Genomic DNA, 25,567 nt, shown 5'->3' with positions numbered 1-25,567 from the left:
GAGTTTTTTCGACAGAACGTCAACTGGCTGTTAATCCTGTCAGAAACGTTTTTACTTGTTCAATAACGTAATCCTGCTCGGCATTCGTCAGTGTCGGAAACAGCGGTAGGCTCAGGCATTGGGCGTAGTACGTCTCGGCATTCGGGAAATCGCCGGGGTTCCAGCCAAATTGCCGATAGTAAGGCATTAGATGAACTGGAATGTAATGCACCTGCGCCAGAATGTTTTTTGTCCGTAAGTAGTCGTACAATTCTTTACGCTTCGGCGTCTGAATCACATAAAGGTGATACGCATGACCGACTTCTGCTGGCGGAACAATAATCTGGACAGGCAGACCATTGGCCGAAGCTTCGGCAAAAGCCGTATCATATTGAGCAGCTAGTTCCCGTCGACGAGCCAGCATGGCATCGGCCCGGCTCAACTGACTCATCGCCAGTGCCGCCTGTATATCGGTCAGGCGGTAGTTATAGCCGAGTTGCTGCAATTCCATGTACCAGCCTCCGCGTTCGGGTTCACCATCGTAGGGCGTCGTAAACTCGTCGGGTTTGTTGGTAATGCCATGTGTGCGCAGACGTAGCAGATGTTTGTACAACGCTTCGTCGTTGGTGGTAATCATACCGCCTTCGCCAGCCGCGATGTGCTTTACGGGGTGAAAACTAAAAATAGCCAGCTCCGCCAGCGACCCATCGCCACTACGATACGTACGGTCCGACGTTTCGGTGCCAGTTGCATCGGTAAATGAAGCGCCAGGAGCATGACAGGCATCTTCAATAATCCACAATCCAAATTCATCGGCTAACTCCCGAAAAGCCACTAAATCAATCGGGTAGCCTGCAAAATCGACTGGAATAATACCCGAGAAATAGCCTTTCGGATGACTTTCCAATAAAGCCCGTACCGCCTTTGGATCAAGCAATACCGTTTCGGGATCGATATCAGCAAAGAAAACTTCGCCACCGCAATAACGCACACAATTGGCCGAAGCCGAGAACGTAATGGGTGTTGTGATGACGCGCGTTCCGGGGCCGACGCCCAACGCCATGCAGCACAAATGCAAAGCGGCCGTTCCGTTCGCAATAGCCACTGCATACGTAGCACCGATGTAGCTGGCAAACGCTTGTTCAAATGCCGCAATGGTTGGCCCCTGTGTCAGATAGGGCGAACGTAGCACGTCGTTTACAGCGGCAATGTCCTCGTCGGTAATGTGCTGACGACCGTATGGAATAGGTTTATGCAGATTCACTGTCCCAGTTAATTATTTTATCTGCCTGTATGATAGGAAGGTAGTATTTGGCTAAACTAGTGCCAGAGGTTTTTGCAAACAGAATACCTCGAATTGTTGGGGTAATTATATCGAGAAGAAAGCGTGCCAGATTTTTACTGAAAACATACTTTGTATTTTCCAGTCTAAAAATCTCATTGAAATTGTCAATGTAAAATACCATCTCGTTGATGTATTTTAAGACTTCCTGCGGGTTAGTACTTTCGTAATTATGGACATATCTCACTTCGGTTGTAATGGCGACAGTCTTGGTATCACCATAAGCAACCATGTCTTTTCCTTCAATTTTAATACCCAATTTTTCGGGATCTACATCTAAAGTATTAGATAAGAAAAATTCTATATCACGTATAGAATCTACTCTTAACTCAACATGCTCTTTCATGATTATGCGTTACGCAGTTGGGTACTTTGTGCCTTAATGTGCATTAACTCTTCGTTACGCTGATAGTCTAAGGTTTGAATTTGATCGCCCCTAATTATTTTTTCGAAAGGAAATAAATCATTTTTATGTCCTTGGTTTTCCTGGCTGATTACATCCTGTAAGTCTACATAATTGATTTGAGGTGCTTTCCCCATTACTAAAGCTAAATCTACTAACTTGCTGATTTTGTGATCAAAATCTCCATTCAATAATTGCGAGATGTATCCTTTCGTTACATTCAATTGATTGGCTAATTGGGTACGAGATAGCTCATGATCTTTCATGTATTGCTCTACTTGATTGTAAAGATCAAGCTGGATTTTAGTAATCCAGTATTCACGACTAGTAATCAATTCATCTCGTTCCATTCTTAAAGCGAGTTTAGATATTGCTCTTTCAGCGAGCGAAAACGCTTGAAATCAGCTTTTTGATTAGTCTTAAATCCACCTAGAATAATGATTTTACCATTTGTTTTCTTAATGGCATAAACGCGTAAGTGTTTAGACTTGAATTCGTACTCTTTAACGAGTGCACCAGTTGCTGTTACGTCTTTGAACTTAGTATCAGGCAATGAGTTGCCGTTGGCCGCATATTCCATATAGGAAAGTAACGTCTTAAACTCTGATAGAAAACGCATATCAGTTTCCTTAAGTAAACGTTCAAAAGCTTCTAATTGCCCAATTCCATCAACTACTAACTCATCCAGCTCTTGCTTTGCACGTACAGCTTCTACTTTCTTTAATGTAAATGTACTCATAAAAGTTTAGTTCTAGCTAAACAGTTGAGGTAGTTTATTTTATAAGGTGACTTTCTGATGTTAAATCAGAATAGCCGCCTTATAGTTAAAAATCAGCGTCTACGTGCTGACGAATCTGGTCGCGGAGTTGCTCAACGGTGAGCCAGTCGGTGTTGGTGCCGGAATTGTATTTAAAGCCCATCTCAACCGCCCGGCCATTGAAGGCTTTCATATAGTCATCAACATTCCAGGTTGGGGTTGAGGGCGTAATGACGTAGTACCGCTCCGTTTCGACCGTATTAAGTGAATCGGTTTCGGTAATCATTTCTTCATGAAGCTTCTCGCCCGGACGAACGCCAACGATACGTTGCTCGGCGTTGGGTGCAATGGCTTCTGCTACGTCGGTGATGCGATACGATGGAATTTTCGGAACAAAAATCTCTCCGCCCCAGGCATGTTCGAGCGCATAAAGAACCATCTCAACCCCTTCTTCGAGCGAAATATTGAAGCGCGTCATATCGGGGTGGGTAATGGGCAATACGCCGTCTTTTCGCTTATCCAGAAAAAATGGAACCACTGAGCCGCGTGAGCCGATTACGTTTCCATACCGTACTACCGAAAACTGTAGATCGCGGCTACCGCGCATGTTGTTGGCCGCTACAAATAATTTGTCGGAACAAAGTTTAGTGGCGCCGTAGAGGTTAATTGGTGCAGCCGCTTTATCGGTCGAGAGGGCCACTACGCGCTGTACGCCATTGTCGAGAGCAGCATTGATTACGTTTTCGGCCCCAAATACGTTGGTTTTGATACACTCCATCGGATTGTATTCGGCCGCCGGAACCTGCTTGAGCGCAGCCGCGTGAATAATGATATCGACACCTTCACAGGCACGTTTTAGCCGATCACCATCGCGCACGTCGCCAATAAAAAACCGAATCGATTTGTATTTCGATTGGGGGTAATATTGCGCCATTTCGAACTGCTTCAGTTCATCGCGGGAATAGATAACCAGGCGTTTCAGGTTTGGATATCGCTGATACACCATCTCAACAAATTTTTTGCCGAAGGAGCCGGTGCCGCCCGTAATCAGAATGGATTTATTACTGAGGTCAAGCATGAATCTGGTAATTATTCGGTAGTCAGCCGTAGCGGATGATACTGAAATGCTGGTAAACCCAACTCGTAATTGTTTGGGATTGGCAAAGTTAGTTTATCTGCATCGCATCAAAAACAATTGCGTCAACACGAACCGCTTGTTTATGCATCTTCTCGCTTTGCCTATACGTACTAACGAACTACGTAGCATTGTAGGATGCGACTTTGCCGTTTGCTCAAACTTTGGATAAAGATGCGCTGATTATCAATAGCTTTAGTTTCTATCTTCTCAATCAGACACACTGCTCAATGAAAAAACATAGTCTTCTTTCGCTGCTAATTGTCCTATTTGTAACGCAGCATATAGTCTGGGCGCAAATAGGGACGGTGAATCAGGTGCCAACATCGTTTTATATCGACTTGGTAAAAGATATAAATCCGGGGACAGATTTTAGCTCGCCAAACAATTTAATCGAAATGAATGGTACGTTGTACTTCACCGCCGATAATGGTCTGAGTGGCCATGAACTCTGGAAGTCAGATGGTTCGGAATCGGGCACGCAACTGGTAAAAAATATTAATCTCACGGGTAACGCATCGCCCCAAAGTTTAATCAATTATAACGGTACGCTGTTTTTCTCGGCCACAAATACAACCAATGGGCGTGAGTTGTGGAAATCGGATGGTACGTCGGCGGGAACAGTACTCGTGAAAAACATCAACCCCTCGGGCGATGCCGATCCAAAGGCGTTAGTTGTGATGAATAATATACTCTATTTTACGGCAGATGACGGGACGAATGGCAGGGAACTTTGGCGGACAGATGGTACGTCGGCGGGAACGGTGCTCGTGAAAAATCTGAATGGAACCGAAAGTGGACAGGCTAACACCTATAATAAACTCATGGTGATGGGAAACTACCTGTACTTTGCCGCTCTGGACAATACGCCTTTGGGGGTAAAATGGGGATTGTGGAAATCGGACGGTACGTCAAATGGCACATCGCTGGTGTATTCGATTTCAGTAAATACAACTCCGTACGGCATTCAAACATTGTATCCAGATTTGTTAGGTGTAGCTGGCGGGCAGCTTTATTACAGTTACGGCTATTACGAAAATCCGAATTCATACCTGTCGCTACTTTATAAATCAACGGGTACCACGGCTGGAACAAGCCTTGTCAAATCATTTGGCAATGGAACCGAAATCTATGGTGACACCCCAGCGGTATTGAATAACACGTTATTTTTTAGCGTACGAACCCCGGGCGATGGATCGCCGATGGAAATCTGGAAATCGAACGGTACAGAGTCGGGAACAGTGCGGGTGAAAAATACGAATCCGAATGGTGAAGATGCCGTTTATAACCTGAAGACGTTTGGTTCGAACGTCTTTTTCGGGGCAAAAAATGCCAGTAATCAAACCTGTCTCTGGAAAACTGATGGTACGTCGGCGAATACTGTTGTTGTGAAAGAAGTTTGGATTGGGTTTCTAAGCGAAGTTAATGGCAACTTGTTTTTCTGTGGCAATGGCGAGCCCTGGCGGTCGGATGGGACAACCGAAGGAACCCGATTACTTAAAAATATTAATCCCAGTGATGGCTCTTTGGTGGCATCGATACGGTTTGTCGGAGTTGGGTCGCGCGTCTTTTTTGGCGCGTTGGGCAATGCGTCGACTGGATACGAGCTTTATAAATACGTACCCTGCACGTACTGCCCCGTTAATTCTGGGCGCGAAGGGGTAGACGAAATCACAACTGGTTTACAGCTACGTGTGCTCGAAAATCCGGTTCGCGAATCGCTGACTGTTGAAATTAATGAACCCAACGGACAACCCGTAAGCCTTCATCTGACTGATATGCAGGGACATATTCTTGAAACTCGTCAACTTGAACCCACTCCACAGATTCAGCGACAGGTGTTCAAGCTCAATGACAAGCAAACAGAAATGGTATTGTTACGTGCAGTTGCTGGTGAGCAAAGTGCAACCGTGCGAGTCTTGCTGAAGAATTGATTCAACGTAGTACGTACTACGTTCCGATTGTGTTTGCTATGGTTTTATGACGACTCGTTCGAGCGCATCAATATAGCTTTTGGCGCTGGCATTCAGTACCCGAACGTTCCGGTAATTGGCGTAGTCGCGAAGGAGTTCATAGCCCCGGAAAACCTTGTGTAACGACAGAAACTGACTCGCCATCGAGAACGTTTTGGTACGTTGCGCGTCGCTGTAAACGGGCAGATGTGCTACGTCTTTCGATTTGTCGTAGAAGTGAATTTGCTTGATTTCCAGTTGATTGGTGTCGCTAATACGAATTTGCTCATGCCAGGACGTATCGGCTCCAAACAGAAAAATTTCATCGAATTTCCGATTGATCATCAGAAACAGAGCGGCCACTATAACCGTCTGCGGCTGAATCATGCCCAGATTTGTAGTATATAGCCAGTTTCGGAACCAGCTAAATCCCTGAACAACAGTAGTGTTAATATAAACCAGTTCGATGCTGGAATTGCCCGCTTCGAGCGTCTGAACGAAATAAGAGCCTTTTGCTACGTTGGGCAGAAAAAAACGCATTGGCCAGTCCACTTTTTCGATAAGAGCTTTTAGGAGATCATGCAGATCCTGACGACCTGACGTAGCGGTATTAAACGTAAACGCATTTGGATCGACAATAATGTAATTGGCAGGGCGTAGTTTCTCAAAATACTCGGACGTAGCAAATCCGTTGACGCAAATCAATTCGGTTTCCAGCAGAAAATCCATGTGATTCGTCAATGAATCGTTCAAGGATGGCCCATTGCCCAGTACCGAGCATCGCTTTTTTTGAGGAGCGGGCAACTGAACACCCCAGCGTGAACGTAATAACACTTTCGCTAATGAAAGGAATGACGCCAGCAGATTGGAAAAAAAACCGGAAATCCTGTTAAAAACCTTTTCGAGCATTCGATACGTATTGGAAGAAATACGTGCAAAATTAGCTAATCCTGAAAGGTTTTTTGCAATAGTTTATCCGGACAGACCCAACCATTCGCTACGTAATAAGGGGCTAAAACTGTTTTTCGAAAATAATCTTGGGCGATTCCTGAGCACCCAAATTTCGTTTGAAACGCATCAGACTGGGTTTAGGGCAATGATTACTATCGAGCGAAACGCCCAGATCAAGTAAGCGAATTTCCTGTTGCTGACAGTACGTGTATAGACCATCGGTAAGCATCACCATGGGGCTAAATGTGCTGTAGTTGGGGTGTGAGGCTGGCATGAAATTATACAGAATGTCGTGTCGTACGCGAACAGCAACGGTTAATGCTGCCAACGTAGCGCCATCCGTAATTGTAAATACCAGAAAATGCTGCGGGAAATTTTGTAACAACTCTGTCAGACGTTCAGGACTTAAGGTGAGCCGATAACCTTGTTGTTGCCGGGTTTCTTTTAGAAAATCAACGATTTCCAGAATAGATGGATTTTCTATATACTGACATTTAAAATCAGCTTTTCGGCATTTATTGAGCCTTCTACGTTGTTCGGGTTCAATGATTTGCTCAAACGACGATTGGCTGACTGGTATAAAGAAATTAGGATTCGATTCAACGATGCGGAAGCCATGCCGCCGTAGTTTCAGATTCAGACGACGGGCCTGTCGTGGCGCGTAACAGTTTGGATAATTGACAACCCGCAACGTATTGATCGCTGTGGAACGTACCGACTCCGTGAGCGTGTCCAGAAAATCGTCCAGAACGGTATCAGGCAATGTTTCTGCAAACTCGATCGAGCCAAACGGTGCTGCACAAGGGCTAACGGCTTCATCGGCGCGGATAAAAAACGCACAACGGGCTTCGGCCTTATGGGTAGTCTGGTTCAGGGCTGTCAGCAAATGAAATTGCCCGTCCTGTTGCTGTTGCAGATGAGAAAGCTCGTTGAAGAAGAAACCCGATTGGCAAAACTGCGGTATATCGGCCAGTTGTGGTTTCTGCTGTAAAAGCATCGTATAAGTCACCATATAATCCCTATTTCATATGTAAAGACGGATTCATGTACTGGAAGTAGCGATCAATTAAGAAATACGAGGAATTAATTATCTTTATAACCGGATTATACCGCCAGCCCATAAATTCATGAAAACCCAATCTAACTGTTTACTAGTCAATGAATTGTATGGAGCATACTGCTACGGTATCTTATTCCTTGCAAAGTCTGTGCCGGAATATTTTTCGTCCTGAACAACTTTTTTTCTCCCGGCTTAAGCCGATCTATTTTGCTGTTTTTCTGACTATATGCTGTCTCGCTGATTTGTCGCCACTACGTGCCCAAACGATTTGCCCAACAATTACGAACACGGCCATGACTTCACTGACGATTTGCACCGGGCAGGTTGTCGACAGTCTGGAAGTAAATACAAGCATTGTCCTGCCTGATCGTGTTGAGTTTGTGCGTTTCGATACGATGTATACCAATCCGTATAAGGGTCACGGTGGGGTTCATTTGGGAGAATTCGTTCCCATAAATGGAAAAGCTACCCAATACAACATCAGTTTTCCGGCGCAGAGTGGCACCACCGATCGTGTGTACTACGTATATGCCTGCGTGAAGCCGATGCCATCTGATACCAACTGTGCTCCCTGGGCATTGATTACGGTTACGGTCAGGCCAAATTCGGTGGCAAACGTAGTGGTTAAAGAAGCAACGTGCTTTGGAACAGTATCGCAGGCTGACGGTGAACTATCACTGAGCGGCTATGCGCCAACCGATACGTATGAAGTATCGAGCAATGGTACGTTTACGGGGCTAGGACAGGCAATTCCGGCCAATGGTATTATTGTAAGTGGATTAAGTCGTACGGGTACTGCAGTCGTTTATAGCGTACGAATTTATAATGCACAAGGCTGCTACGTAGATCGCTATGCTACGGTATTGAATCGAAATTGCGATTGCCCACCTGCTAAATGCATACCCATAGCTATTCAGCGAGCCGAATAGCTACGTAACTTAGTGAAATATAAAAAGCCGTCAAAAATTAATTCCTGACGGCTTTTTACTTATAATCATCTTGGTAAGAAACTACTTTTTCTTACCAAGATGATTATAAACTAATTGCATAATCCCATCTTTCAGACCCAGATCAGGAACAATGATTCGATCTGCTCCGGCCCATTTCATCACCGAAATATAAATGTCGGCGGCTGGTACGATCACATCGGCCCGGTCGGCGTTCAGGCGAAGCTTATTGATACGATCTTCCTGACTGAATCCTGAAATGTAGTTGCGAATTCGTTCGATTTCATCGCGGGTGGTTTCAAGCTCTGAGATTTTAGACGCCAGATTGAATAATTTACTGATGTTGCCACCCGTGCCTACGGCAGTAATTTCCTGAGACGTGTCAATATTTTCTTCGACCCAGTCTTCAATTTTTCGCCAGGCACCTTTGTTTTCCTTTCCTTCGAGCAGACGTACCGAACCGATTTTGAACGATTTTGAATTGATTTTTTCTCGATTTCGGTAAAAATTCAATTCGGTACTGCCGCCACCTACGTCAATATGAAGGTATTGACGGTCATCTAAAGCCTGAACCACTACGTTATTAATTAATTCGGCTTCTTTTCGTCCGTCGATAATATGAATTTTGATGCCGGTTGATGCTTCAATACGTTTGGCTACTTCATGCCCATTTTCGGATTCACGCATGGCCGACGTAGCACAAGCCATATAATCTTCTACTTCATGCAGTTCCATCAGTAGTTTGTAGGCCTGCATGAGTTTAGTGGTACGTAGCTCACTTTCAGGAGTAAGTGCGCCGAAGTTAAACACATCGTGACCCAGCCGAAGCGGAAATCGTACATATTCGACTCGTTTAAAGCTAACCGAATTGTCGTTATGTAAGATTGTCGAGATTTGTAGCCGGGCTGCGTTTGATCCGATATCGATAGCTGCCAGTTTCACGCTATTAAAAATAAAATTATCGATTATAATAAAGCAAAGTTAGGCTTTTTAAGACTGTAGGCTTCATTACCCTAACATTATCATTAAGCCGCTAAGTAAGTCAAGCGAACGATAAATGTCTGTTTGCTAGAAATTCCGTTATTTTTGTGCCCGTTTAATACGTACCCTTCGTTCAATGACCATATTAGGCATTTCTGCTTTCTATCACGACTCAGCGGCTGCGCTGATTGAGGATGGAAAAATTATTGCAGCCGCTCAGGAAGAGCGATTTACTCGTAAAAAACACGACCCTGGTTTCCCCGCTCAAGCCATTAAATACTGTCTTCAGTATAGCGGTGCAGATCTTAATAAGTTAGATGCGATTGTCTTCTACGACAAGCCTCTGCTTAAATTTGAACGGCTTCTGGAAACCTATTATGCGTTTGCTCCGCAAGGCCTTCGATCTTTCCTGATGTCGATTCCCGTTTGGCTGAAAGAAAAATTATTTCTGAAGCGGCTCATTCGGGAAGAGCTGGAAAAAATAGGCTACAAAAAGGCCAGCAAAGTGAAATTGTTGTTTCCCGAACACCATCTTTCGCACGGAGCCAGTGCGTTTTATCCATCTCCTTTCGAACGGGCGGCTATTCTGACGATTGATGGCGTTGGCGAATGGGCTACCGCGTCGATTTGCCTCGGTGAAGGTAAAAATATCTCTATCCTGAAAGAACTGCGTTTTCCGCACTCACTTGGGTTGCTTTATTCTGCCTTTACGTATTTCCTTGGTTTCCGGGTTAACTCAGGTGAATATAAACTGATGGGATTAGCGCCCTATGGTGATCCAACATCGCCCGATGTGAAGCGCTATATGGAATTAATCAAAGAAAAACTGGCTGATCTTCGTCCAGATGGTTCTGTCTGGCTGAATCAGGAATATTTTGATTATGCTACCGGCCTTAAAATGGTAAACGAAACCAAATGGGCTGAGTTATTTGGTTTCCCGAAACGTCAGCCGGAAGATGAATTGCAAGCTCATCATTGCAATCTTGGTCTGGCAATTCAATACCTGACCGAAGAGGTTGTGCTGAACATGGCACGCGAAGCCAAACGTCTGACCAATGCCGATAATCTGGTACTGGCGGGTGGTGTGGCCTTGAACTGTGTATCGAACGGAAAACTTCAGGCAGCTAACCTGTTCAAAGATATTTTCATTCAACCAGCGGCTGGTGATGCGGGTGGAGCACTGGGTGCTGCGCTGGCAGCGTATCATATTTATTTCGGAAAAGAGCGGGAAGTGACGAAGGAGCGCGATGCTATGCGGGGTTCCTATCTGGGGCCAACCTTCTCCGATCTTGATGTTGAGTTGATGGCGCTCAAGTATAAAGGTGTAGCCACACATTACGACAACTTTGAGGAATTGGCTAAGGAATCAGCCCGTTTATTAGCCGAAGGTAACGTAGTAGGTTGGGTTCAGGGACGGATGGAATTTGGTCCGCGTGCTCTAGGTGGACGTAGCATTCTGGGCGACCCTCGGAATGCAGAAATGCAGAAAAAGCTCAATCTAAAAATCAAATATCGGGAGTCGTTCCGCCCATTTGCTCCTTCGGTATTGGCCGAAGATTGCGCCGAGTACTTCGATTACAATGGTATTTCTCCGTATATGTTGCTGGTGCATCCGGTTGCCCAAAGTCGTCGTACGCCCGTACCTGCCGATTATGCGAGTTTTCCATTACGTGAGAAACTGTATTACCAGCGATCTGATTTGCCGTCAATTACGCACATCGATTATTCCGCTCGTATTCAGACAGTTCACAAAGACACCAATCCTCGTTACTACGATCTGATTAGTGCCTTTAAAGACCTCACGGGCTATGGCGTAATCGTAAATACCAGTTTCAACGTACGGGGTGAACCGATTGTGTCGACGCCCGATGATGCTTACCGTTGCTTCATGCGTACGGAAATGGATTATCTGGTTGTTGGAAACTTCCTCTTCGACAAGCATAAGCAGCCCGAATGGCAGGATACCGACAACTGGAAAGAAGAATTTGTGTTAGACTAATCGTTGTTAAGTCAACGAATCAATTTTAATGGGTTCAAAACTTGTTTCTAGTGCGGTCCGATTAGTACTGCTGGGCTTTCTGGCCTTTATTCTGTTCTATGGCGACCATTTTGGGGTTACGTTCGACTTCCCACACAAAGGGTTGTTCGATAACATTTATGTTCGGCTGGCAAAAGCAGCGATGCTTCTGTTGCTATTAGTAGAAACGCTACGTGTATTTTACTATGGCATCATTAAAAATACCAGATTGCCTAAACTGGTCAGTAATGTTGCTACGTTACTGATTCCTCTGATTGTGTTGCTGGTTTTCATTGAAATCGGCTTCATGTTTGTGTCGCAAAGTCAGGAAGGCGGTATTACACTCGCTTCTAAAATCTGGTTCGAGCGTTATTGGCCGCCAATGACTGGCGACTATCGGGACGACGTGAAAACAGATACGGTTGGTAAGAAAAAAGTGCTCATTGTTGGGGATTCGTTCACGGCAGGGCACGGCCTGAAACGGGCAGAAGAACGTTACGGCAACGTAGTGGCCGAGAAGTTGGGAACAAAGCAATACGTTACGTACAATCTGGGTATATCTGGCTCTGATACGCGCGACGAATTTGCGAGACTAACCAAGTTTGGGGTGAAACCTGACGTACTGGTTTTACAGTATTTTCCGAATGATATCGAAAAGGTGGCGCGTGATCATGGTTTGGTTCCTGATGCTTTCCGGCCTTATTCCGATGTACCACGGGCGTTTCAATCGTTGTTTATTAAGTCGTATCTGTTGAACTACTTATACTGGCAGTTTCCACATGGTAATTTCTCGCCTTTCGATGTGTATGCGCGTAAAGCGTATGGTACACCAGCCATTATAAATGACCATTTGAGCGACCTTAATCAATTTATAACTTACGCAAAACAGAATAATGCTCAACTTTATGTGGTTTTATTTCCATTTTCACATAATTTAGAGAAGACAAAAGAGTACGTTAAGCCTGTAGTTGACTTTTTTAAACAAAATAACGTCCCTGTGTTAGAAGTAGGAAATCTGGTTGGAAACATCGAACCAAACGACCGTGTGGTTGGCCGGAACGATGGGCATGCTAGCGCGATAGTTAATCAGCGCGTTGGTGAGGCTCTTTTCCAACTGATGGAAACAAATACGGGTCTTCCACACGAACAACCAGTACCAAATAAATAAACACACACACATATATTGTCATGGAATTCTTACAGGATATCTTCAAATTTCTGCAACAACGCAAAAAATGGTGGTTAGCACCAATGATTATTTTACTGTTACTTATTGGTGTTTTGATTGTTATTGGTGGCGGTTCAGCCGTTGCGCCTTTCATTTATACGTTATTCTAGAGGATGGATGTAACTGAAAAAGTAAAAGCCCAGTTGGTTATCGTAACGGGCTTGGTCGTTTTGTATTTCATATTCAAATCGCCTTGGTGGCTTTATGCTGCCGGAGCCGTTGGTGTGCTGAGTTTAGCAATTCCGGCCGTTGGCGATTTGATTGTTAAAGCCTGGTTTAAGCTGGCCGAAATTCTCGGAAACATCAACGGTAAAATAATTCTATCGGTGATGTTCTACGTGTTTTTGTTTCCGATAGCGTTACTGTATCGCATGTCGAGCAAGAATCCACTGGCTATCAAACGTACACAGGATGCCTCGTTCTATAATGACCGAAATCATCTGTATACCAAAGAAGACTTGGAACAAAGCTGGTAGTACATTACCAATTTGACTTTATGAAGGGCACATCACTTGTTGACGTGCCCTTTTTTTATTTATTTTTGCAAAAGCTTATCCCGAAAGACGGAGGGAATGGACCCAATGATGTCTTGGCAACCGTTTAATAAGAACGTAGCAAGAAGCTAATAACCAGCTAACTACCCCAACGCTACGTAGCAACTTGTTGAAAATTGGTGCCAATTTCCTCCCGGCAAACATCGCCGGGACAGATAAGTTGAACACTCGCTATCTGTCTTTTGCTGCTAAGCTTCGGTCTAATTTGGACTTTTTTAAGGATATTGATTGTTAGACGTACTAACAATCGTACGACGTAATTGCCATTGAAAACTATACACGAACTTCTTAGCGAACGTATCCTCGTCCTTGATGGGGCGATGGGTTCCATGATTCAACGGTATGATCTGACTGAAGCCGATTATCGAGGGGAGCGCTTCCGTGATTGGTCACATGACCTGAAAGGAAACAATGATTTGCTTTCCATCACGAAACCGGAAGTAATTCAGGAAATTCACCGCCAGTATCTGGAAGCCGGTTCGGATATTATTGAGACAAATACCTTCAGTGGCACAACCATTGCCATGGCCGATTACCGAATGGAGGAACTTGCTTATGAACTTAACTTCGAATCGGCCCGCATTGCCAAAGAAATTACGAATGAGTTTACCCGCGCAAATCCTGATAAACCACGGTTTGTAGCTGGAGCAATGGGCCCTACCAACCGTACAGCTTCGCTTTCGCCAGATGTTAATAACCCGGCTTATCGGGCTGTTACGTTCGATGAACTCGTTGATGCGTATTATGAGCAAGTGAGTGGTTTAGTTGACGGTGGAGCTGATTTACTGCTGGTAGAAACTATTTTCGATACGCTCAATGCCAAAGCGGCTATGTTCGCTATCGATAAGTATTTCAATCTCAACCCACAACTGACGCCATTGCCCGTTATGATTTCGGGCACAATCACTGATGCGAGTGGTAGAACCCTGTCTGGACAAACAACGGAAGCTTTTCTATACTCTGTTTCGCACCTGCCTCTGTTAAGCGTAGGGCTTAACTGCGCCCTGGGAGCCGAACCAATGCGGCCTTATATTCAGACACTTGCCAAAGAAGCGCCATTCTTTACGTCAGCTTATCCAAATGCGGGTTTGCCTAATGAATTTGGTGAATATGATGAAACGCCAGAGATGATGGCGGCTCAGATTGAAGGATTTATCCGGGATGGCTTTGTAAATATAGTTGGCGGTTGTTGCGGATCGACTCCTGATCACATTCAGGCTATTGCTCAAGTGGCGGCTAGATACGCACCCCGGCAATTACCTCCGGCCGAGCCATACCAGAAACTCAGCGGACTTGAACCCCTGAAAGTTACAGAACAGACTAATTTTCTGAACGTTGGTGAACGGACGAACGTAACGGGTTCGAAAAAGTTTGCCCGGCTTATTAAGGAAGGAAATTACGACGAAGCATTGAGCATTGCCAGAGGGCAGGTAGAAGGCGGAGCACAAGTAATCGATGTTAACATGGACGAAGGGATGCTCGATTCGGTCGAAGCAATGACTACGTTCCTGAATCTGATTGCCTCTGAACCCGATATTGCCCGTGTTCCTATCATGGTCGACTCGTCGAAGTGGGAAGTTATTGAAGCAGGACTGAAATGCGTGCAGGGTAAGGCTATTGTCAACTCAATCTCACTGAAAGAGGGCGAAGAAGCATTTATCGAGCGGGCAAACTTAGTTAGACGATATGGTGCTGCCGCTGTTGTAATGGCATTTGATGAAACCGGCCAGGCAGATTCCTACGAGCGACGTATCGAAATTTGTGAACGAGCGTACCGGATTCTGGTCGATAAAGTAGGTTTTGCGCCACAAGACATCATTTTCGATCCGAATATTCTGACTGTAGCCACTGGTATTGAAGAGCATAATAATTACGCTGTCGACTTTATCAATGCTACGCGCTGGATTAAAGAAAATCTACCATTAGCGAAAGTAAGCGGGGGCGTTTCCAACATTTCGTTCAGTTTCCGTGGGAACGACGTAGTACGTGAAGCGATGCACTCTGCATTCCTGTATCACGCCATTCGTGCCGGTATGGACATGGGTATTGTGAATGCGGGACAGTTAGAAGTGTACGACAACATACCGAAAGAATTACTGGAGCGTTGCGAAGACGTACTGCTAAATCGTCGGCCTGATAGCACTGAACGCTTGGTTGATTTCGCTGAAACAGTAAAAGCCAAAGGCAAAGCCGTTGTTCAGGACGAAAGCTGGCGTAATGAACCTGTTCGTGAACGACTAAAACATGCGCTTGTAAAAGGTATCACCGATTATATCGATCAGGACGTAGAGGAAATCCGTACGCAGGTCGAACGGCCACTGCACGTTATTGAGGGCCCTCTTATGGATGGCATGAACGTAGTAGGCGACCTGTTTGGCGAGGGTAAAATGTTTTTGCCACAGGTGGTAAAATCAGCGCGGGTAATGAAAAAAGCCGTAGCCTATCTTACCCCGTTTATTGAGGCAGAAAAATCGGGAACAGGTTCTTCTTCTGCCGGGAAAATACTGCTGGCTACCGTTAAAGGTGATGTTCACGATATCGGGAAAAATATTGTAGGTGTTGTACTTGGTTGTAATAACTACGAGATCATTGATCTGGGAGTTATGGTGCCAACGCAGAAAATTCTGGACGCTGCCCGCGAACATAACGTAGACATAATCGGTCTGAGTGGCCTGATTACTCCCTCACTCGACGAAATGGTTGGCGTAGCGAAGGAGATGCAACGTCAGGGATTTACAACACCTTTGTTAATAGGTGGAGCTACTACGTCGCGGATGCACACAGCGGTGAAGATTGATCCGCACTATGAAGGGCCGGTTGTTCACGTATTGGATGCGAGCCGAAGTGTACCTGTTGCCGGACGTTTAACTAGCGAGGAACAGGCAACGAGAGACACTATTTTTACCAATATCAAAGCTGAGTATAGCAAACTTCGTGATGACCACGCACGTCGTCGGCAGGAAAAAGCGAGTTTGACTATTGATAAGGCTCGTGAAAATCGTGCACCAATAAACTGGCAGGAGTTTGTGCCAACGAAACCAACTTTCCTCGGAAACCGATACTTTGAAGATTACGATATTGCCGAGTTGGCAAGCTATATTGACTGGACTCCTTTTTTCCAGACCTGGCAGTTGCACGGGAAATACCCCGCCATTTTCAACGATGCTACGGTAGGTAAAGAAGCCCAACAATTATTCGATGATGCAAACAAACTCTTGCAGGAAATCATCGATGGTAAGCTATTAAAAGCCAAAGCTGTGGTTGGTTTCTTTCCCGCTAACTCAGCCGACGACGATGTATTGCTACACGATTTTGAAGAACAGGTTCGGGACATTCCCTGCGAACGTCACGGCTCGCATCGGCATATCGAATACAAAATCAGTCGCGCCCAGTCGCAGTCGTCGGTTAGTGCAGTGGGCGAGTTAATTTACGACACCAAATCGGTCTTGCATTTTCTCCGTCAACAAAATCAGAAAGCACCGGGATTACCGAATTTCTGCCTTTCAGATTTCATCGCTCCACTTGAAAGTGGTCGTGAAGATTATATCGGTGGGTTTGCAGTAACGGCGGGTATCGGTATTGAAGCATTGCTGGAAAAATATGAGCGCGACCACGACGATTATAACAGCATCATGGTAAAAGCCATAGCCGACCGTTTGGCCGAAGCTTTTGCCGAACGGATGCACGAGCGGGTACGTACTGAATTCTGGCCATACGTAACGAGTGAAACGTTTACGAACGAACAGCTTATTAAGGAAGAATATCAAGGTATTCGTCCGGCCCCAGGTTATCCGGCTTGTCCCGACCATACTGAAAAAGGTACGTTGTTTAATCTGCTTGATGCAAACAAAATCGGCATCGAACTTACCGAGAGTTACGCTATGTATCCAGCTTCGTCAGTAAGTGGATTTTACTTCTCACATCCTGAGTCGAAGTATTTTGCCGTTGGCAAAATCAACAAAGATCAGGTATATGATTATGCCCAGCGAAAAGATATGCCGGTTGAAGAGATCGAGCGTTGGCTGTCGCCTGTGTTGAGTTATGACGCGTAAGTGAAAAAATAGTTTATAAAGTAAAACACCCCGCAGAAGCTTCTGCGGGGTGTTTTACTTTATGGAGAGGTGGTGATTAGTTTATGGCATTAGTACCGTATCAATCACGTGAATAACGCCGTTCGACTGAAACACATCGGGAATCGTAACGGTTGACATACCTCCCTTGGCATCAGTCAATTCGATTTTTTTGCCTTTCTGCATGGCTGTTAACGTACCACCTGCTACAGTTGTCAACGTAGCTTTGCCGCCACCATCTTTAATAGCTTTCATCAGGTCTTCTGCACTCATCCGACCAGATACTACGTGATACGTTAGTATACCGGTTAGCGTTTGTTTGTTTTCGGGCTTAACCAGCGTTTCAACAGTACCTTTAGGCAGTTTTTCAAAAGCTTTGTTAGTCGGAGCAAACACCGTGAAAGGGCCGGGGCCAGAAAGTGTTTCAACAAGACCAGCCGCTTTAACAGCTGCTACCAACGTAGTGTGATCTTTCGAATTAACCGCGTTCTCAACAATATTTTTTGATGGATACATTGGCGCACCGCCAACCATCACGGTTTTTTCCTGAGCAAATGAAACCTGACCGATAGCTAATAAGCTGAGTAATGCAAATGTGAATTTGAGCGTCTTCATTGTCGTTGTTTTTGACGTTGTTTGAATGTGTATTGTATGCTTTACTTTGTGTCGATCAACGTGAAGACTTACGCGGTAACGGTGACTTTTGGATTTAAATTAGTTTAAACTATTTTTTAAATATCTGATAGTTAGGCTTTTATAGTGTATCTAGTTATGTAACGGCCCCGTTTAGAAAGGGTGCCTTGTATTGGTGAGCATAAAAAAAGTCCCTTCTTATCCAGAAGGGACTTTAATACGTAACGGCTACTAGGTTTCCTTATTTCTTAGGTGCAGTAGTAGTAGCTGGCTTCGTCGTGGCTGGAGCACTACCACCTGTTGTAGCAGGTTTTGCAGCAGCGGCAGCAGCAGCTTTAGCCGGATCAATACCTAATTTCTTCAACACCAATTCAGTGATGTTATTTTCTTCTGGAGCTACCAACAAAATGGGGATGGTATTCGCGCCAGCGTCAAGGTTGAAAACATACTGATAACCAGCTTCTTTGGCAACGGCATCAATAGCTTTCTGAATTTTCTGAACAACTGGATTCACCAACTGCTGATATTTAGCTTGCAACGATTGCTCAGCCGTACGACCGAACTCCTGAATGCGACCATTTAATCCTTGCAATTCGGTTTCACGATCTTTACGAATGACATCCGACATCTGAGCGGCACCTTTTTCGTAGGCTTCGTATTTATCCTGAAGTTCTTTTTGCATCCGCTTCAGTTCGTTTTCTGATTGCGTCCGCTGAATAGTCAATTGATTCTGAATATCTTTTGCTTCAGGCGTCTGGGCCAATACGTAGTCAATGTTCGTATAGCCTAACTTCAGAGGGCCTGCTGTGGTCGTAGTTGGTGTTGCAGCGGGCGCTTGTGCCTGTGCGTTTAAACCACCCATCAGCAGGGCTGCTGCAAACGCTATGACAAGATTTTTCTTCATTTCAAATTAGTTGTTTGTATTACTTCGGTTTTGTGGTTGATTTGTTTGTTGGATTGGTATTGGTTGCTGTTGGTTTAGTATCTAGCCCAAGTTCTTCCATCACATAGTCTGAATAATCGTGCCTTGGATTGGTATAAAGCATCACAAAATCAGAGGCTTTATCGAAAATGAAATCCAGTTTTTTCTGAGCACATATTTTCTCGAGAGCCCGATTGATTAATTCTAGTGGAGCTTTCATCAATTCCTTCTTTTTGTCATAAAGAAGTCCTTGATAGCCAAATACTTTGTTGTTATACTCCCGGGCTTCCCGCTCTTTATCACTAATGATGCGTTGCCGGTCGCGTTTCATATCTTCGGTTAGCAGAATTTCTTCTGCCTGATAAGCCTTTTGCAGTTTCTCAATTTCGACATATTTATCCTGAATGTCTTTCGACCACTTGTCGGCAAATTTGTCAATTTCCGTCAGGGCTTTCTGATATTCGGGCATCTTGCCTAAGATGTACTCGCTATCAATATAACCGAACTTTTGTGCCTGAGCCTTTGACCCGAGCCAAACAGAACACAAAAGTACAAAAAACAAGGCTCTTTTCATGACTGACCGTTTAAATTTTACGGGAAGTAATTGATTTTCAGGAATCCTAATCAACCCTAGAGTATGTATAGATTTCCTTCTTACAAAACGTTTGCCAGTCTGAAATCTTATCTGAATTGTTGACCAATTGTGAAGTGGAACTGGCCCGCTGCCTGCTCTTTCACACCCGGGATTTTGTCGAATCCATACCCATAGTCGATACCAATTAGACCAAACGCTGGCATGAAAATACGGGCACCAAAACCAACAGACCGCTTCAGATCGAACGGGTTATATTGTTTATAACTTCCCCAGTTATTACCCGCTTCCAGAAAGCCCAGTACGAAAATGGTAGCCGATGGATTCAGAGAAACAGGATAACGTAGTTCTGCCACAAATTTGTTGTAAACAACCCCTCCCTGACTACGTGCCTGCGCATCTACAGCTCGGTTATAATCTGCCGTATAAACACTACGGTCGTCATAACCACGAAGACCGATAATGTCCTGAGCTAGTGCAAATTGTCCTTGACCTGCTAAACCTGATCCACCCAATACAAACCGTTCGAAAGGACCGATTTCAGTTCGGCTGTTATAGCTGCCGAGGAAGCCTAAGTGAGCACGCGTATTAAGCACCAGTTTGCCAAATACCGTCTGGAACCAGCTCGCATCGAACATCCATTTGTGGTATTCTACAAACTTATATTTATTCTCAGGCGTAGTGGCTTCAGTCGTTGTTTTAAACGCCGAATAAGGTGGCGTAAACGATCCGCTTAACGTAAACGATGAACCGTTACGTGGGAATTGTGGATTGTCGATACTGTTACGAGACAGCGTAGTGTTGAACGTAATGTTGTTCGAAATACCGTTCCGATAACCAATGTAGAACAAGTCAAGATTGTTCAGGTCATAACGCTGATAAGACAGCGAATGACTGAGCGAGAAGTAATCATCGGGTACTTTCAACTGACGACCTAAACCAATTGTTATGGCTGTATTGGTATACGAACCTGTTGGTGTACGACCTTTCAGACTTTGGTAGATACTATACGGATTCAGCGGATCATAGAACGTACGATAAACCGTATGGCTGGCACTTACCGATAGTGCATTGGGCTTACGACCACCTAGCCAAGGTTCGGTGAACGACAGCGAATAAACCTGATACTGAGAACCGTTGGCCTGGAAACGTAACTGTACGCGTTGCCCATCACCGGCTGGTAATGGCCGCCATGCGCCGAAGTTCGGAATGTTACGTGCCGAGAAGTTATTGAACGTAAGACCTAACGTACCAACGAAGCCTACGTAACCGCCCCAACCGCCTGATAGCTCAATCTGATCAGATGGTTTTTCTTCAACACTATACTCAATATCTACCGTACCGTCGTTTTGCGGAACAGGGTTGATACCGATTTTTTCGGGGTCAAAATAACCAAGCGTTGCTAATTCACGCTGTGTCCGGATCAGGTTCGTTTTTGAGAACTTCTGGCCGGGAAGCGTCCGAATTGTACGCATCACTACGTGGTCGCTGGTTTTTGAGTTGCCATTGAGGATCACGCGGTTAATGGTAGCTTGTTTTCCTTCGAAAACACGAATTTCCAGATCAATAGAATCGCCATCAATCGACTTTTCAATTGGCTGAGCGTTGTAATACAGATAGCCGTCGTCCATATAAAGCGAACTTAAATCCTGACCGGGATTACCATTCAGCTTCTTCTCTAAATCTTCGGGGTTATACACATCGCCTTTGGCAACGCCAAGTACTTCGCGCAGACGGTCGGCTGTATAAAGATAATTGCCGGAGAACGTTACGTTGCGGTAATAATATTTACTGCCTTCGTTCAGCTTCATGTTGATGCTGATCGTGTTACCTCCATTATTTATAACTGTATCTTCTTCTATGGTAGCATCCCGATAGCCCAGCTTGTTATAATACTCTATCAGTTTCTGCTTATCTTCTTCATACTTTTTAGGAATGAATTTCGAGGGTGTAAATAACCGACCGAAACGCATTTCTTTCGTACCTTTCATTTTCATCCGAACGGCCGACTCTTCAACCTCGTCGATGCCTTCGAAATTAATTTTGGCAATTTTGACTTTCTGCCCTTTATCGACCAACACACGCATTGTTGCGTTATTCCGGGCACTATCCGGAATCGTGGTTATCTTAACTTTAGTATTCAGATAGCCCTTATCGACGAAGAATTTCCGAACAGCCATCTGAGTATTTTTGGTGATGGTGTTCGTTACAATTTTACCAAGATTCAGTTTTACCTTATCTTTCAACTGATCTTGTTCACCTTTTTTGACGCCCATGAAATTAACCCGATAGAGTCGGGGGCGTTCCTGAACGCGGAACATCAGAGAAACTTTACCGTCACTGGCATCAGTGGCAAACATTTCGACGTTATCAAGAAGTCCTGATTCCATGAGTTTCCGTACTGCTGAACCAACGCCTTCTCCGGGAATCCGAATTTTATCGCCTACTTTCAGACCTGCCAGCGAAACCAGTGAGTTCGGGTCAAGGTAACGGGTTCCCGTTACGGTCAGGCCCGTAATTTCGTATTCTTTAGGGTTGGCGTAATTCAGCAGATCGTCACTGCTAAGCTGAGTTTCGGTGGTCGGTCGGGCAACGCCAACGCGTACTTGCGCCTGAACCTGAGCGGGTAACCAACTGCCCAGTAATAATAAGGCACTGAGTATGATTTTTATACGGTGTTCCAAGTTGTGGTACGTGTTATATTATTGATTGTCAAGACCCAATTAAAGACAGGAAGGTTGTTTGCTTCACGATTTATTTCCTACTTTAACGGCTTGCTCCCTTACTTCACTAATTGTTCGCTGGTTTTGCCAAACCGACGTTCCCGTTGCTGGTAATTGAGAATGGCTTCGTGTAAATGTTTTTTCCGGAAATCGGGCCACAGTACTTCGGGCATGTACAGCTCGGAATAGGCCAGTTGCCAGAGCATAAAGTTGCTGATACGCATCTCACCGCTAGTCCGAATCATCAGCTCGGGGTCGGGTATACCTTTGGTTGTCAGATGCTCCGCAAAAAGGCTTTCGTTGATTTGATCGGGAGTGATTTGTCCTGACTGCGCAGCCGCAACCAATTGGCGAGTTGCTTCCAGAATTTCCCAACGACCACTATAACTAAGCGCCAGAACCAGCGTTAGCCCCGTGTTTTGGGCTGTTTCGCGAATAGCTTCTGCTAGTTCACGCTGACAATCACCAGGTAAGGTTTGTGTGTTTCCAATTGTGGCTAACCGTACATTATTGTCCATCAATGTTTTGATTTCGCCCCGAATGGTATGCACCAGCAAGGTCATCAGGGCATCTACTTCAAACTTCGGACGGTTCCAGTTTTCGGTGGAAAAGGCATAGAGCGTCAGGAATTTTACACCTAATTCTGCACAGCCTTCTGTTACTTCACGTACCGCTTTAATCGCGTTGTGATGGCCAAATACCCGGGCGGCTCCCTGCTTTTTGGCCCAGCGTCCGTTTCCATCCATGATAACGGCTATATGCTGAGGCAGATTGCTCGGGTCAATGTGTTCCTTCATCCCAGTAGGGGAGTTTTAACGTAATTTAAGAATCAAGACTACAAATCTACCTAATTCCTATGAATACCTGTGTATTCTATTTAACGCTACGTTAAAGATAGGTTGTTAATCTGAGTTCGACTTTTTTGATTGCCTTTCTTTGCTCCTACTTTTTTGGTAGGGTCTGAAAACTAACGACAACGACCTTTCTGTTTGGCGTAACCGTTCTAACTAATGAACTATGCGTATCTTTGTATACAGATACCACGGCCCGACCTCATACGTTTCACTGTTATAAACATCACCTTTTATTAAATACTGGGTATGACTACTTCTTTTCCAATGTTTCTGAAGCAATTTGTTGGATTTCTGTTGCTGATGATGGTAGGGGTAAGCTGTAAAAAGGCCGACGATGCCGTAGCGGCACCAAAAACGATTACCGACTATATTCAGGAAAATAGTCAGTTCAGTCTAATTCGGGCGGCTATTGCTCACGCAGGCCTTGCCGATGCACTCAAAGCAACTAACCTAACTTTGTTTGCCCCAAATGACGCTGCTGTGCAGGCATCAGGTATTGCTAGTGAAGCAGTTATCAAAGCATTACCCAAAGAGCAGGTGAAGGCATTAGTACTGTATCACGTATTGTATTCACCTGTTTCAACATCTGCCATTCCGTCGGGCCTTAATTCTGTTGAAACGGCTAACAAGGGCGTAGCGTTTCTCAACAAAAACAATAACGGTACCATCTACATCAATCAGGCGCAAATAACACAAGCCGATATTTCGGTGGCAAACGGTACGGTGCATGTGATTGATAAAGTACTGAACCCTTCGGCGGGTAGTCTGCTGGCAACTATCCAGGGAAATTCAAGTCTGACCTTGCTTACAGCAGCTTTGAAACGGATCAGTACAAGTAACACGACTGTTGCCGGTATTATAAACAATACCTCAACAAGCAGTGCTGTAACGATACTGGCACCAAACGATGCGGCTTTTCAGGCAGCCGGCTATCGGGACGTAGCAGCGATCAACTCAGCAAATCTGCAAACATTAACCAATACGTTATTATATCATGTATTGTCTGGTGTATTGTTTTCAAATCAGTTCCAGTCGACAAGTTATAATACCATGCTGAGCGGAAACAAGGTAACCGCTACCGTTACGTCGAATCAGATTGCGCTGAGAGGGAATAAAAATACAGGTTTTGCTGTTGTCAGAAGTTCGGATTTAGTAACGGCCAATGGGGTCATTCATGTTATTGATCAGGTTTTGCTACCGTAAAATTTATGACTGATTCCAACGCTTTGCCACGAAGGAGTGTCTATTAGCGTAGTATTTAGTAGTTCATTAATTTATTTTCATGCATAAACTCCATATTGCTATAACCGTCCTCATTGCACTGCTGCTCGGTGGACTGGTTTCCTGCCAACAAAGTGTTGATCCAGGTCTGGATACCTCTGCGATATTTGCCGCAAATCAGGTAGATATTGAAAACTATAGAGTTAGTAAAGGATTGTCGGGTACATTGACAAGCTCAGGAATGTACTACGTTACCTCAAAGCCCAGTACGTCAACGGTAACGCCTACAGATGGGCAGGAAGTAGATTTCAATTACCGGATGTACGTATTGACACGGAGCACGAGCAATACGGCGGTGGTGACCGAAAAACTGATCGATACCACCAAATTTAATACGCCTGCCTATTTCGCACTTTTTCCGAATGCGTTGCTGCCCGGTTTTGAAGAGGGTATCAGACGAATGAAGGAAGGAGAACAGGCCGTTCTGCTGATTCCATCTATTCTGGCTTATGGTAGCGCAGCCACTGGTGATATTCCTGCCAACTCATCTATTCGGGTCGACATAAAACTGAATCGTGTGCGGACGGAAAATCAGCAGATTGATGATTATATTGCTGCCAATAAGCTAACGGTCACCGAATTAACTACCAATGGCGTTCGAATTATCAAGACAGTAACGAACGCAACGGGAGAAACTCCAACGGCTGGTAAGACATTAACAATCAAGTTTGCCGGTAAGCTATTGCGCGCTACCACTGGATTTGCCGGAGGAACAGGTACCGATACCAAAACGGTAGGTGTAAATAAATATGTACCTGGTTTTGAAGAGGGCTTATCGAAGCTAAAAGTTGGTGAAAAAGCAACCGTTATATTTCCCTCGACACTTGGTTATGGAGCTAATGGCGCTGCTCAGAATGGTACGTATGTCATTCCGCCATATTCGCCTATTGCATTTGATTTAGAAGTAGTTTCTGCTCAATAAGACATTATTTTAGGCTGAGTACTATAGCGATCTGCATTTATATGTAGATCGCTTTTTTTATACTTCACATAGTAGTTGAAGCACTTTACCAGATAATGAATCGGGATAAAAGTCAGATCATAAACAAATTTGATTTTTTCCTCCGTAATGTCTGTTTCAACTCCAGGATAGTTAACGTAGAAGGTGATGGTATGCTTAGTGCCATTGTAGTGAATGGATAAGCCACTACGCCCAAAACGGTCGATTTTTCGAACGTAAACCAGT

22 protein-coding genes and 1 riboswitch are annotated in these 25,567 nt (G+C 44.7%); of the genes, 9 read left to right on the top strand and 13 right to left on the bottom strand.

Features of this window, described 5'->3' with window-relative positions:
- Nucleotides 1–19: 19 nt before the first annotated feature.
- The 5 genes from pseC to pseB form a co-directional block, all read right to left on the bottom strand.
- Nucleotides 20–1,237: a UDP-4-amino-4,6-dideoxy-N-acetyl-beta-L-altrosamine transaminase gene (gene pseC, locus ACYVD4_RS14655; protein WP_460947549.1), complete on the bottom strand. Its 1,218-nt coding sequence runs from the start codon at nucleotides 1,235–1,237 to the stop codon at nucleotides 20–22.
- Complete coding sequence (locus ACYVD4_RS14650; protein WP_460946867.1) at nucleotides 1,230–1,667, bottom strand: hypothetical protein; 438 nt, start codon at nucleotides 1,665–1,667, stop codon at nucleotides 1,230–1,232. Before ACYVD4_RS14650 ends, pseC begins: the two co-directional genes overlap by 8 nt.
- Before the next feature lie 2 nt (nucleotides 1,668–1,669).
- Entirely contained in the window at nucleotides 1,670–2,074 is a 405-nt protein-coding gene (locus ACYVD4_RS14645; RefSeq protein ID WP_460946865.1) for a helix-turn-helix domain-containing protein, read from the bottom strand.
- Between the two features lie 2 nt (nucleotides 2,075–2,076).
- Complete coding sequence (locus tag ACYVD4_RS14640; protein ID WP_460946863.1) at nucleotides 2,077–2,463, bottom strand: hypothetical protein; 387 nt, start codon at nucleotides 2,461–2,463, stop codon at nucleotides 2,077–2,079.
- Nucleotides 2,464–2,548: 85 nt separating this feature from the next.
- Nucleotides 2,549–3,559 carry a UDP-N-acetylglucosamine 4,6-dehydratase (inverting) gene (gene pseB, locus ACYVD4_RS14635; protein ID WP_460946861.1) on the bottom strand — a complete coding sequence of 337 codons (1,011 nt, stop codon included), beginning with the start codon at nucleotides 3,557–3,559 and terminating at the stop codon, nucleotides 2,549–2,551.
- A gap of 287 nt (nucleotides 3,560–3,846) precedes the next feature.
- On the opposite strand from pseB, the gene ACYVD4_RS14630 reads away from it, so the two are divergent.
- Nucleotides 3,847–5,550, top strand: a complete 1,704-nt coding sequence (locus ACYVD4_RS14630) for an ELWxxDGT repeat protein (protein WP_460946859.1) — start codon at nucleotides 3,847–3,849, stop codon at nucleotides 5,548–5,550.
- Between the two features lie 36 nt (nucleotides 5,551–5,586).
- On the opposite strand, the gene ACYVD4_RS14625 is transcribed toward ACYVD4_RS14630, so the two are convergent.
- The gene (locus ACYVD4_RS14625) at nucleotides 5,587–6,477 is read right to left on the bottom strand and encodes a hypothetical protein (RefSeq protein WP_460946857.1); all 891 of its coding nucleotides are present in this window, start codon (nucleotides 6,475–6,477) and stop codon (nucleotides 5,587–5,589) included.
- Nucleotides 6,478–6,580: 103 nt separating this feature from the next.
- Complete coding sequence (locus ACYVD4_RS14620) at nucleotides 6,581–7,516, bottom strand: GNAT family N-acetyltransferase (protein WP_460946855.1); 936 nt, start codon at nucleotides 7,514–7,516, stop codon at nucleotides 6,581–6,583.
- A 170-nt stretch (nucleotides 7,517–7,686) separates the two neighbouring features.
- Between ACYVD4_RS14620 and ACYVD4_RS14615 the strand changes: the two genes are divergently transcribed.
- Complete coding sequence (locus ACYVD4_RS14615; protein ID WP_460946853.1) at nucleotides 7,687–8,508, top strand: hypothetical protein; 822 nt, start codon at nucleotides 7,687–7,689, stop codon at nucleotides 8,506–8,508.
- Nucleotides 8,509–8,589: 81 nt separating this feature from the next.
- On the opposite strand, the gene ACYVD4_RS14610 is transcribed toward ACYVD4_RS14615, so the two are convergent.
- Nucleotides 8,590–9,468, bottom strand: coding sequence for a Ppx/GppA phosphatase family protein (locus ACYVD4_RS14610; protein WP_460946851.1), 879 nt, complete (start codon nucleotides 9,466–9,468; stop codon nucleotides 8,590–8,592).
- 175 nt (nucleotides 9,469–9,643) lie between these two features.
- Here ACYVD4_RS14610 and ACYVD4_RS14605 point away from each other — a divergent pair, with 175 nt between their 5' ends.
- The 5 genes from ACYVD4_RS14605 (at nucleotide 9,644) to metH (ending at nucleotide 17,358) form a co-directional block, all read left to right on the top strand.
- Nucleotides 9,644–11,506: a carbamoyltransferase family protein gene (locus ACYVD4_RS14605; protein WP_460946849.1), complete on the top strand. Its 1,863-nt coding sequence runs from the start codon at nucleotides 9,644–9,646 to the stop codon at nucleotides 11,504–11,506.
- A 28-nt stretch (nucleotides 11,507–11,534) separates the two neighbouring features.
- Complete coding sequence (locus ACYVD4_RS14600; RefSeq protein ID WP_460946847.1) at nucleotides 11,535–12,692, top strand: SGNH/GDSL hydrolase family protein; 1,158 nt, start codon at nucleotides 11,535–11,537, stop codon at nucleotides 12,690–12,692.
- A 20-nt stretch (nucleotides 12,693–12,712) separates the two neighbouring features.
- Complete coding sequence (locus ACYVD4_RS14595; protein ID WP_190886645.1) at nucleotides 12,713–12,862, top strand: DUF5989 family protein; 150 nt, start codon at nucleotides 12,713–12,715, stop codon at nucleotides 12,860–12,862.
- Between the two features lie 3 nt (nucleotides 12,863–12,865).
- Nucleotides 12,866–13,228: an SxtJ family membrane protein gene (locus tag ACYVD4_RS14590; protein ID WP_460946845.1), complete on the top strand. Its 363-nt coding sequence runs from the start codon at nucleotides 12,866–12,868 to the stop codon at nucleotides 13,226–13,228.
- 72 nt (nucleotides 13,229–13,300) lie between these two features.
- A riboswitch (SAM riboswitch) is annotated at nucleotides 13,301–13,468 on the top strand.
- 104 nt (nucleotides 13,469–13,572) lie between these two features.
- Entirely contained in the window at nucleotides 13,573–17,358 is a 3,786-nt protein-coding gene (metH, locus tag ACYVD4_RS14585; protein ID WP_460946843.1) for a methionine synthase, read from the top strand.
- A gap of 81 nt (nucleotides 17,359–17,439) precedes the next feature.
- Here the strand turns inward: metH and ACYVD4_RS14580 are convergent, their stop codons facing one another.
- The 5 genes from ACYVD4_RS14580 to ACYVD4_RS14560 all read right to left on the bottom strand — a co-directional run bounded on the left by ACYVD4_RS14580 (nucleotide 17,440) and on the right by ACYVD4_RS14560 (nucleotide 23,043).
- Entirely contained in the window at nucleotides 17,440–17,991 is a 552-nt protein-coding gene (locus ACYVD4_RS14580) for a fasciclin domain-containing protein (RefSeq protein ID WP_460946841.1), read from the bottom strand.
- Between the two features lie 259 nt (nucleotides 17,992–18,250).
- Nucleotides 18,251–18,913, bottom strand: a complete 663-nt coding sequence (locus ACYVD4_RS14575; RefSeq protein WP_460946839.1) for an OmpH/Skp family outer membrane protein — start codon at nucleotides 18,911–18,913, stop codon at nucleotides 18,251–18,253.
- Between the two features lie 19 nt (nucleotides 18,914–18,932).
- Nucleotides 18,933–19,505 carry an OmpH/Skp family outer membrane protein gene (locus ACYVD4_RS14570; protein ID WP_460946837.1) on the bottom strand — a complete coding sequence of 191 codons (573 nt, stop codon included), beginning with the start codon at nucleotides 19,503–19,505 and terminating at the stop codon, nucleotides 18,933–18,935.
- Between the two features lie 107 nt (nucleotides 19,506–19,612).
- Nucleotides 19,613–22,207 (bottom strand): outer membrane protein assembly factor BamA, encoded by a 2,595-nt coding sequence (gene bamA, locus ACYVD4_RS14565; protein ID WP_460946835.1) that lies wholly within the window; start codon nucleotides 22,205–22,207, stop codon nucleotides 19,613–19,615.
- A gap of 98 nt (nucleotides 22,208–22,305) precedes the next feature.
- Entirely contained in the window at nucleotides 22,306–23,043 is a 738-nt protein-coding gene (locus ACYVD4_RS14560) for an isoprenyl transferase (protein ID WP_460946833.1), read from the bottom strand.
- A 303-nt stretch (nucleotides 23,044–23,346) separates the two neighbouring features.
- Here ACYVD4_RS14560 and ACYVD4_RS14555 point away from each other — a divergent pair, with 303 nt between their 5' ends.
- Together ACYVD4_RS14555 and ACYVD4_RS14550 are read left to right on the top strand one after the other, a co-directional pair.
- Nucleotides 23,347–24,303 carry a fasciclin domain-containing protein gene (locus ACYVD4_RS14555; RefSeq protein ID WP_460946831.1) on the top strand — a complete coding sequence of 319 codons (957 nt, stop codon included), beginning with the start codon at nucleotides 23,347–23,349 and terminating at the stop codon, nucleotides 24,301–24,303.
- A gap of 79 nt (nucleotides 24,304–24,382) precedes the next feature.
- The gene (locus ACYVD4_RS14550; protein ID WP_460946829.1) at nucleotides 24,383–25,303 is read left to right on the top strand and encodes an FKBP-type peptidyl-prolyl cis-trans isomerase; all 921 of its coding nucleotides are present in this window, start codon (nucleotides 24,383–24,385) and stop codon (nucleotides 25,301–25,303) included.
- Nucleotides 25,304–25,567 lie beyond the last annotated feature (264 nt).

The organism is Spirosoma daeguense (assembly GCF_054776875.1).
This window is presented reverse-complemented; position numbering and strand designations above follow the sequence as displayed.

Excerpts from the sequence above, each read along its gene's own strand:
- ACYVD4_RS14650 (WP_460946867.1), bottom strand. The coding sequence starts at position 1,667 with ATGAAAGAGCATGTTGAGTTAAGAGTAGATTCTATACGTGATATAGAA.
- ACYVD4_RS14645 (WP_460946865.1), bottom strand. The coding sequence starts at position 2,074 with ATGGAACGAGATGAATTGATTACTAGTCGTGAATACTGGATTACTAAA.
- ACYVD4_RS14640 (WP_460946863.1), bottom strand. The coding sequence starts at position 2,463 with ATGAGTACATTTACATTAAAGAAAGTAGAAGCTGTACGTGCAAAGCAA.
- pseB (WP_460946861.1), bottom strand. The coding sequence starts at position 3,559 with ATGCTTGACCTCAGTAATAAATCCATTCTGATTACGGGCGGCACCGGC.
- ACYVD4_RS14630 (WP_460946859.1), top strand. The coding sequence starts at position 3,847 with ATGAAAAAACATAGTCTTCTTTCGCTGCTAATTGTCCTATTTGTAACG.
- ACYVD4_RS14625 (WP_460946857.1), bottom strand. The coding sequence starts at position 6,477 with ATGCTCGAAAAGGTTTTTAACAGGATTTCCGGTTTTTTTTCCAATCTG.
- ACYVD4_RS14620 (WP_460946855.1), bottom strand. The coding sequence starts at position 7,516 with ATGCTTTTACAGCAGAAACCACAACTGGCCGATATACCGCAGTTTTGC.
- ACYVD4_RS14615 (WP_460946853.1), top strand. The coding sequence starts at position 7,687 with ATGGAGCATACTGCTACGGTATCTTATTCCTTGCAAAGTCTGTGCCGG.
- ACYVD4_RS14605 (WP_460946849.1), top strand. The coding sequence starts at position 9,644 with ATGACCATATTAGGCATTTCTGCTTTCTATCACGACTCAGCGGCTGCG.
- ACYVD4_RS14600 (WP_460946847.1), top strand. The coding sequence starts at position 11,535 with ATGGGTTCAAAACTTGTTTCTAGTGCGGTCCGATTAGTACTGCTGGGC.
- ACYVD4_RS14595 (WP_190886645.1), top strand. The coding sequence starts at position 12,713 with ATGGAATTCTTACAGGATATCTTCAAATTTCTGCAACAACGCAAAAAA.
- ACYVD4_RS14590 (WP_460946845.1), top strand. The coding sequence starts at position 12,866 with ATGGATGTAACTGAAAAAGTAAAAGCCCAGTTGGTTATCGTAACGGGC.
- ACYVD4_RS14580 (WP_460946841.1), bottom strand. The coding sequence starts at position 17,991 with ATGAAGACGCTCAAATTCACATTTGCATTACTCAGCTTATTAGCTATC.
- ACYVD4_RS14575 (WP_460946839.1), bottom strand. The coding sequence starts at position 18,913 with ATGAAGAAAAATCTTGTCATAGCGTTTGCAGCAGCCCTGCTGATGGGT.
- ACYVD4_RS14570 (WP_460946837.1), bottom strand. The coding sequence starts at position 19,505 with ATGAAAAGAGCCTTGTTTTTTGTACTTTTGTGTTCTGTTTGGCTCGGG.
- ACYVD4_RS14560 (WP_460946833.1), bottom strand. The coding sequence starts at position 23,043 with ATGAAGGAACACATTGACCCGAGCAATCTGCCTCAGCATATAGCCGTT.
- ACYVD4_RS14555 (WP_460946831.1), top strand. The coding sequence starts at position 23,347 with ATGACTACTTCTTTTCCAATGTTTCTGAAGCAATTTGTTGGATTTCTG.
- ACYVD4_RS14550 (WP_460946829.1), top strand. The coding sequence starts at position 24,383 with ATGCATAAACTCCATATTGCTATAACCGTCCTCATTGCACTGCTGCTC.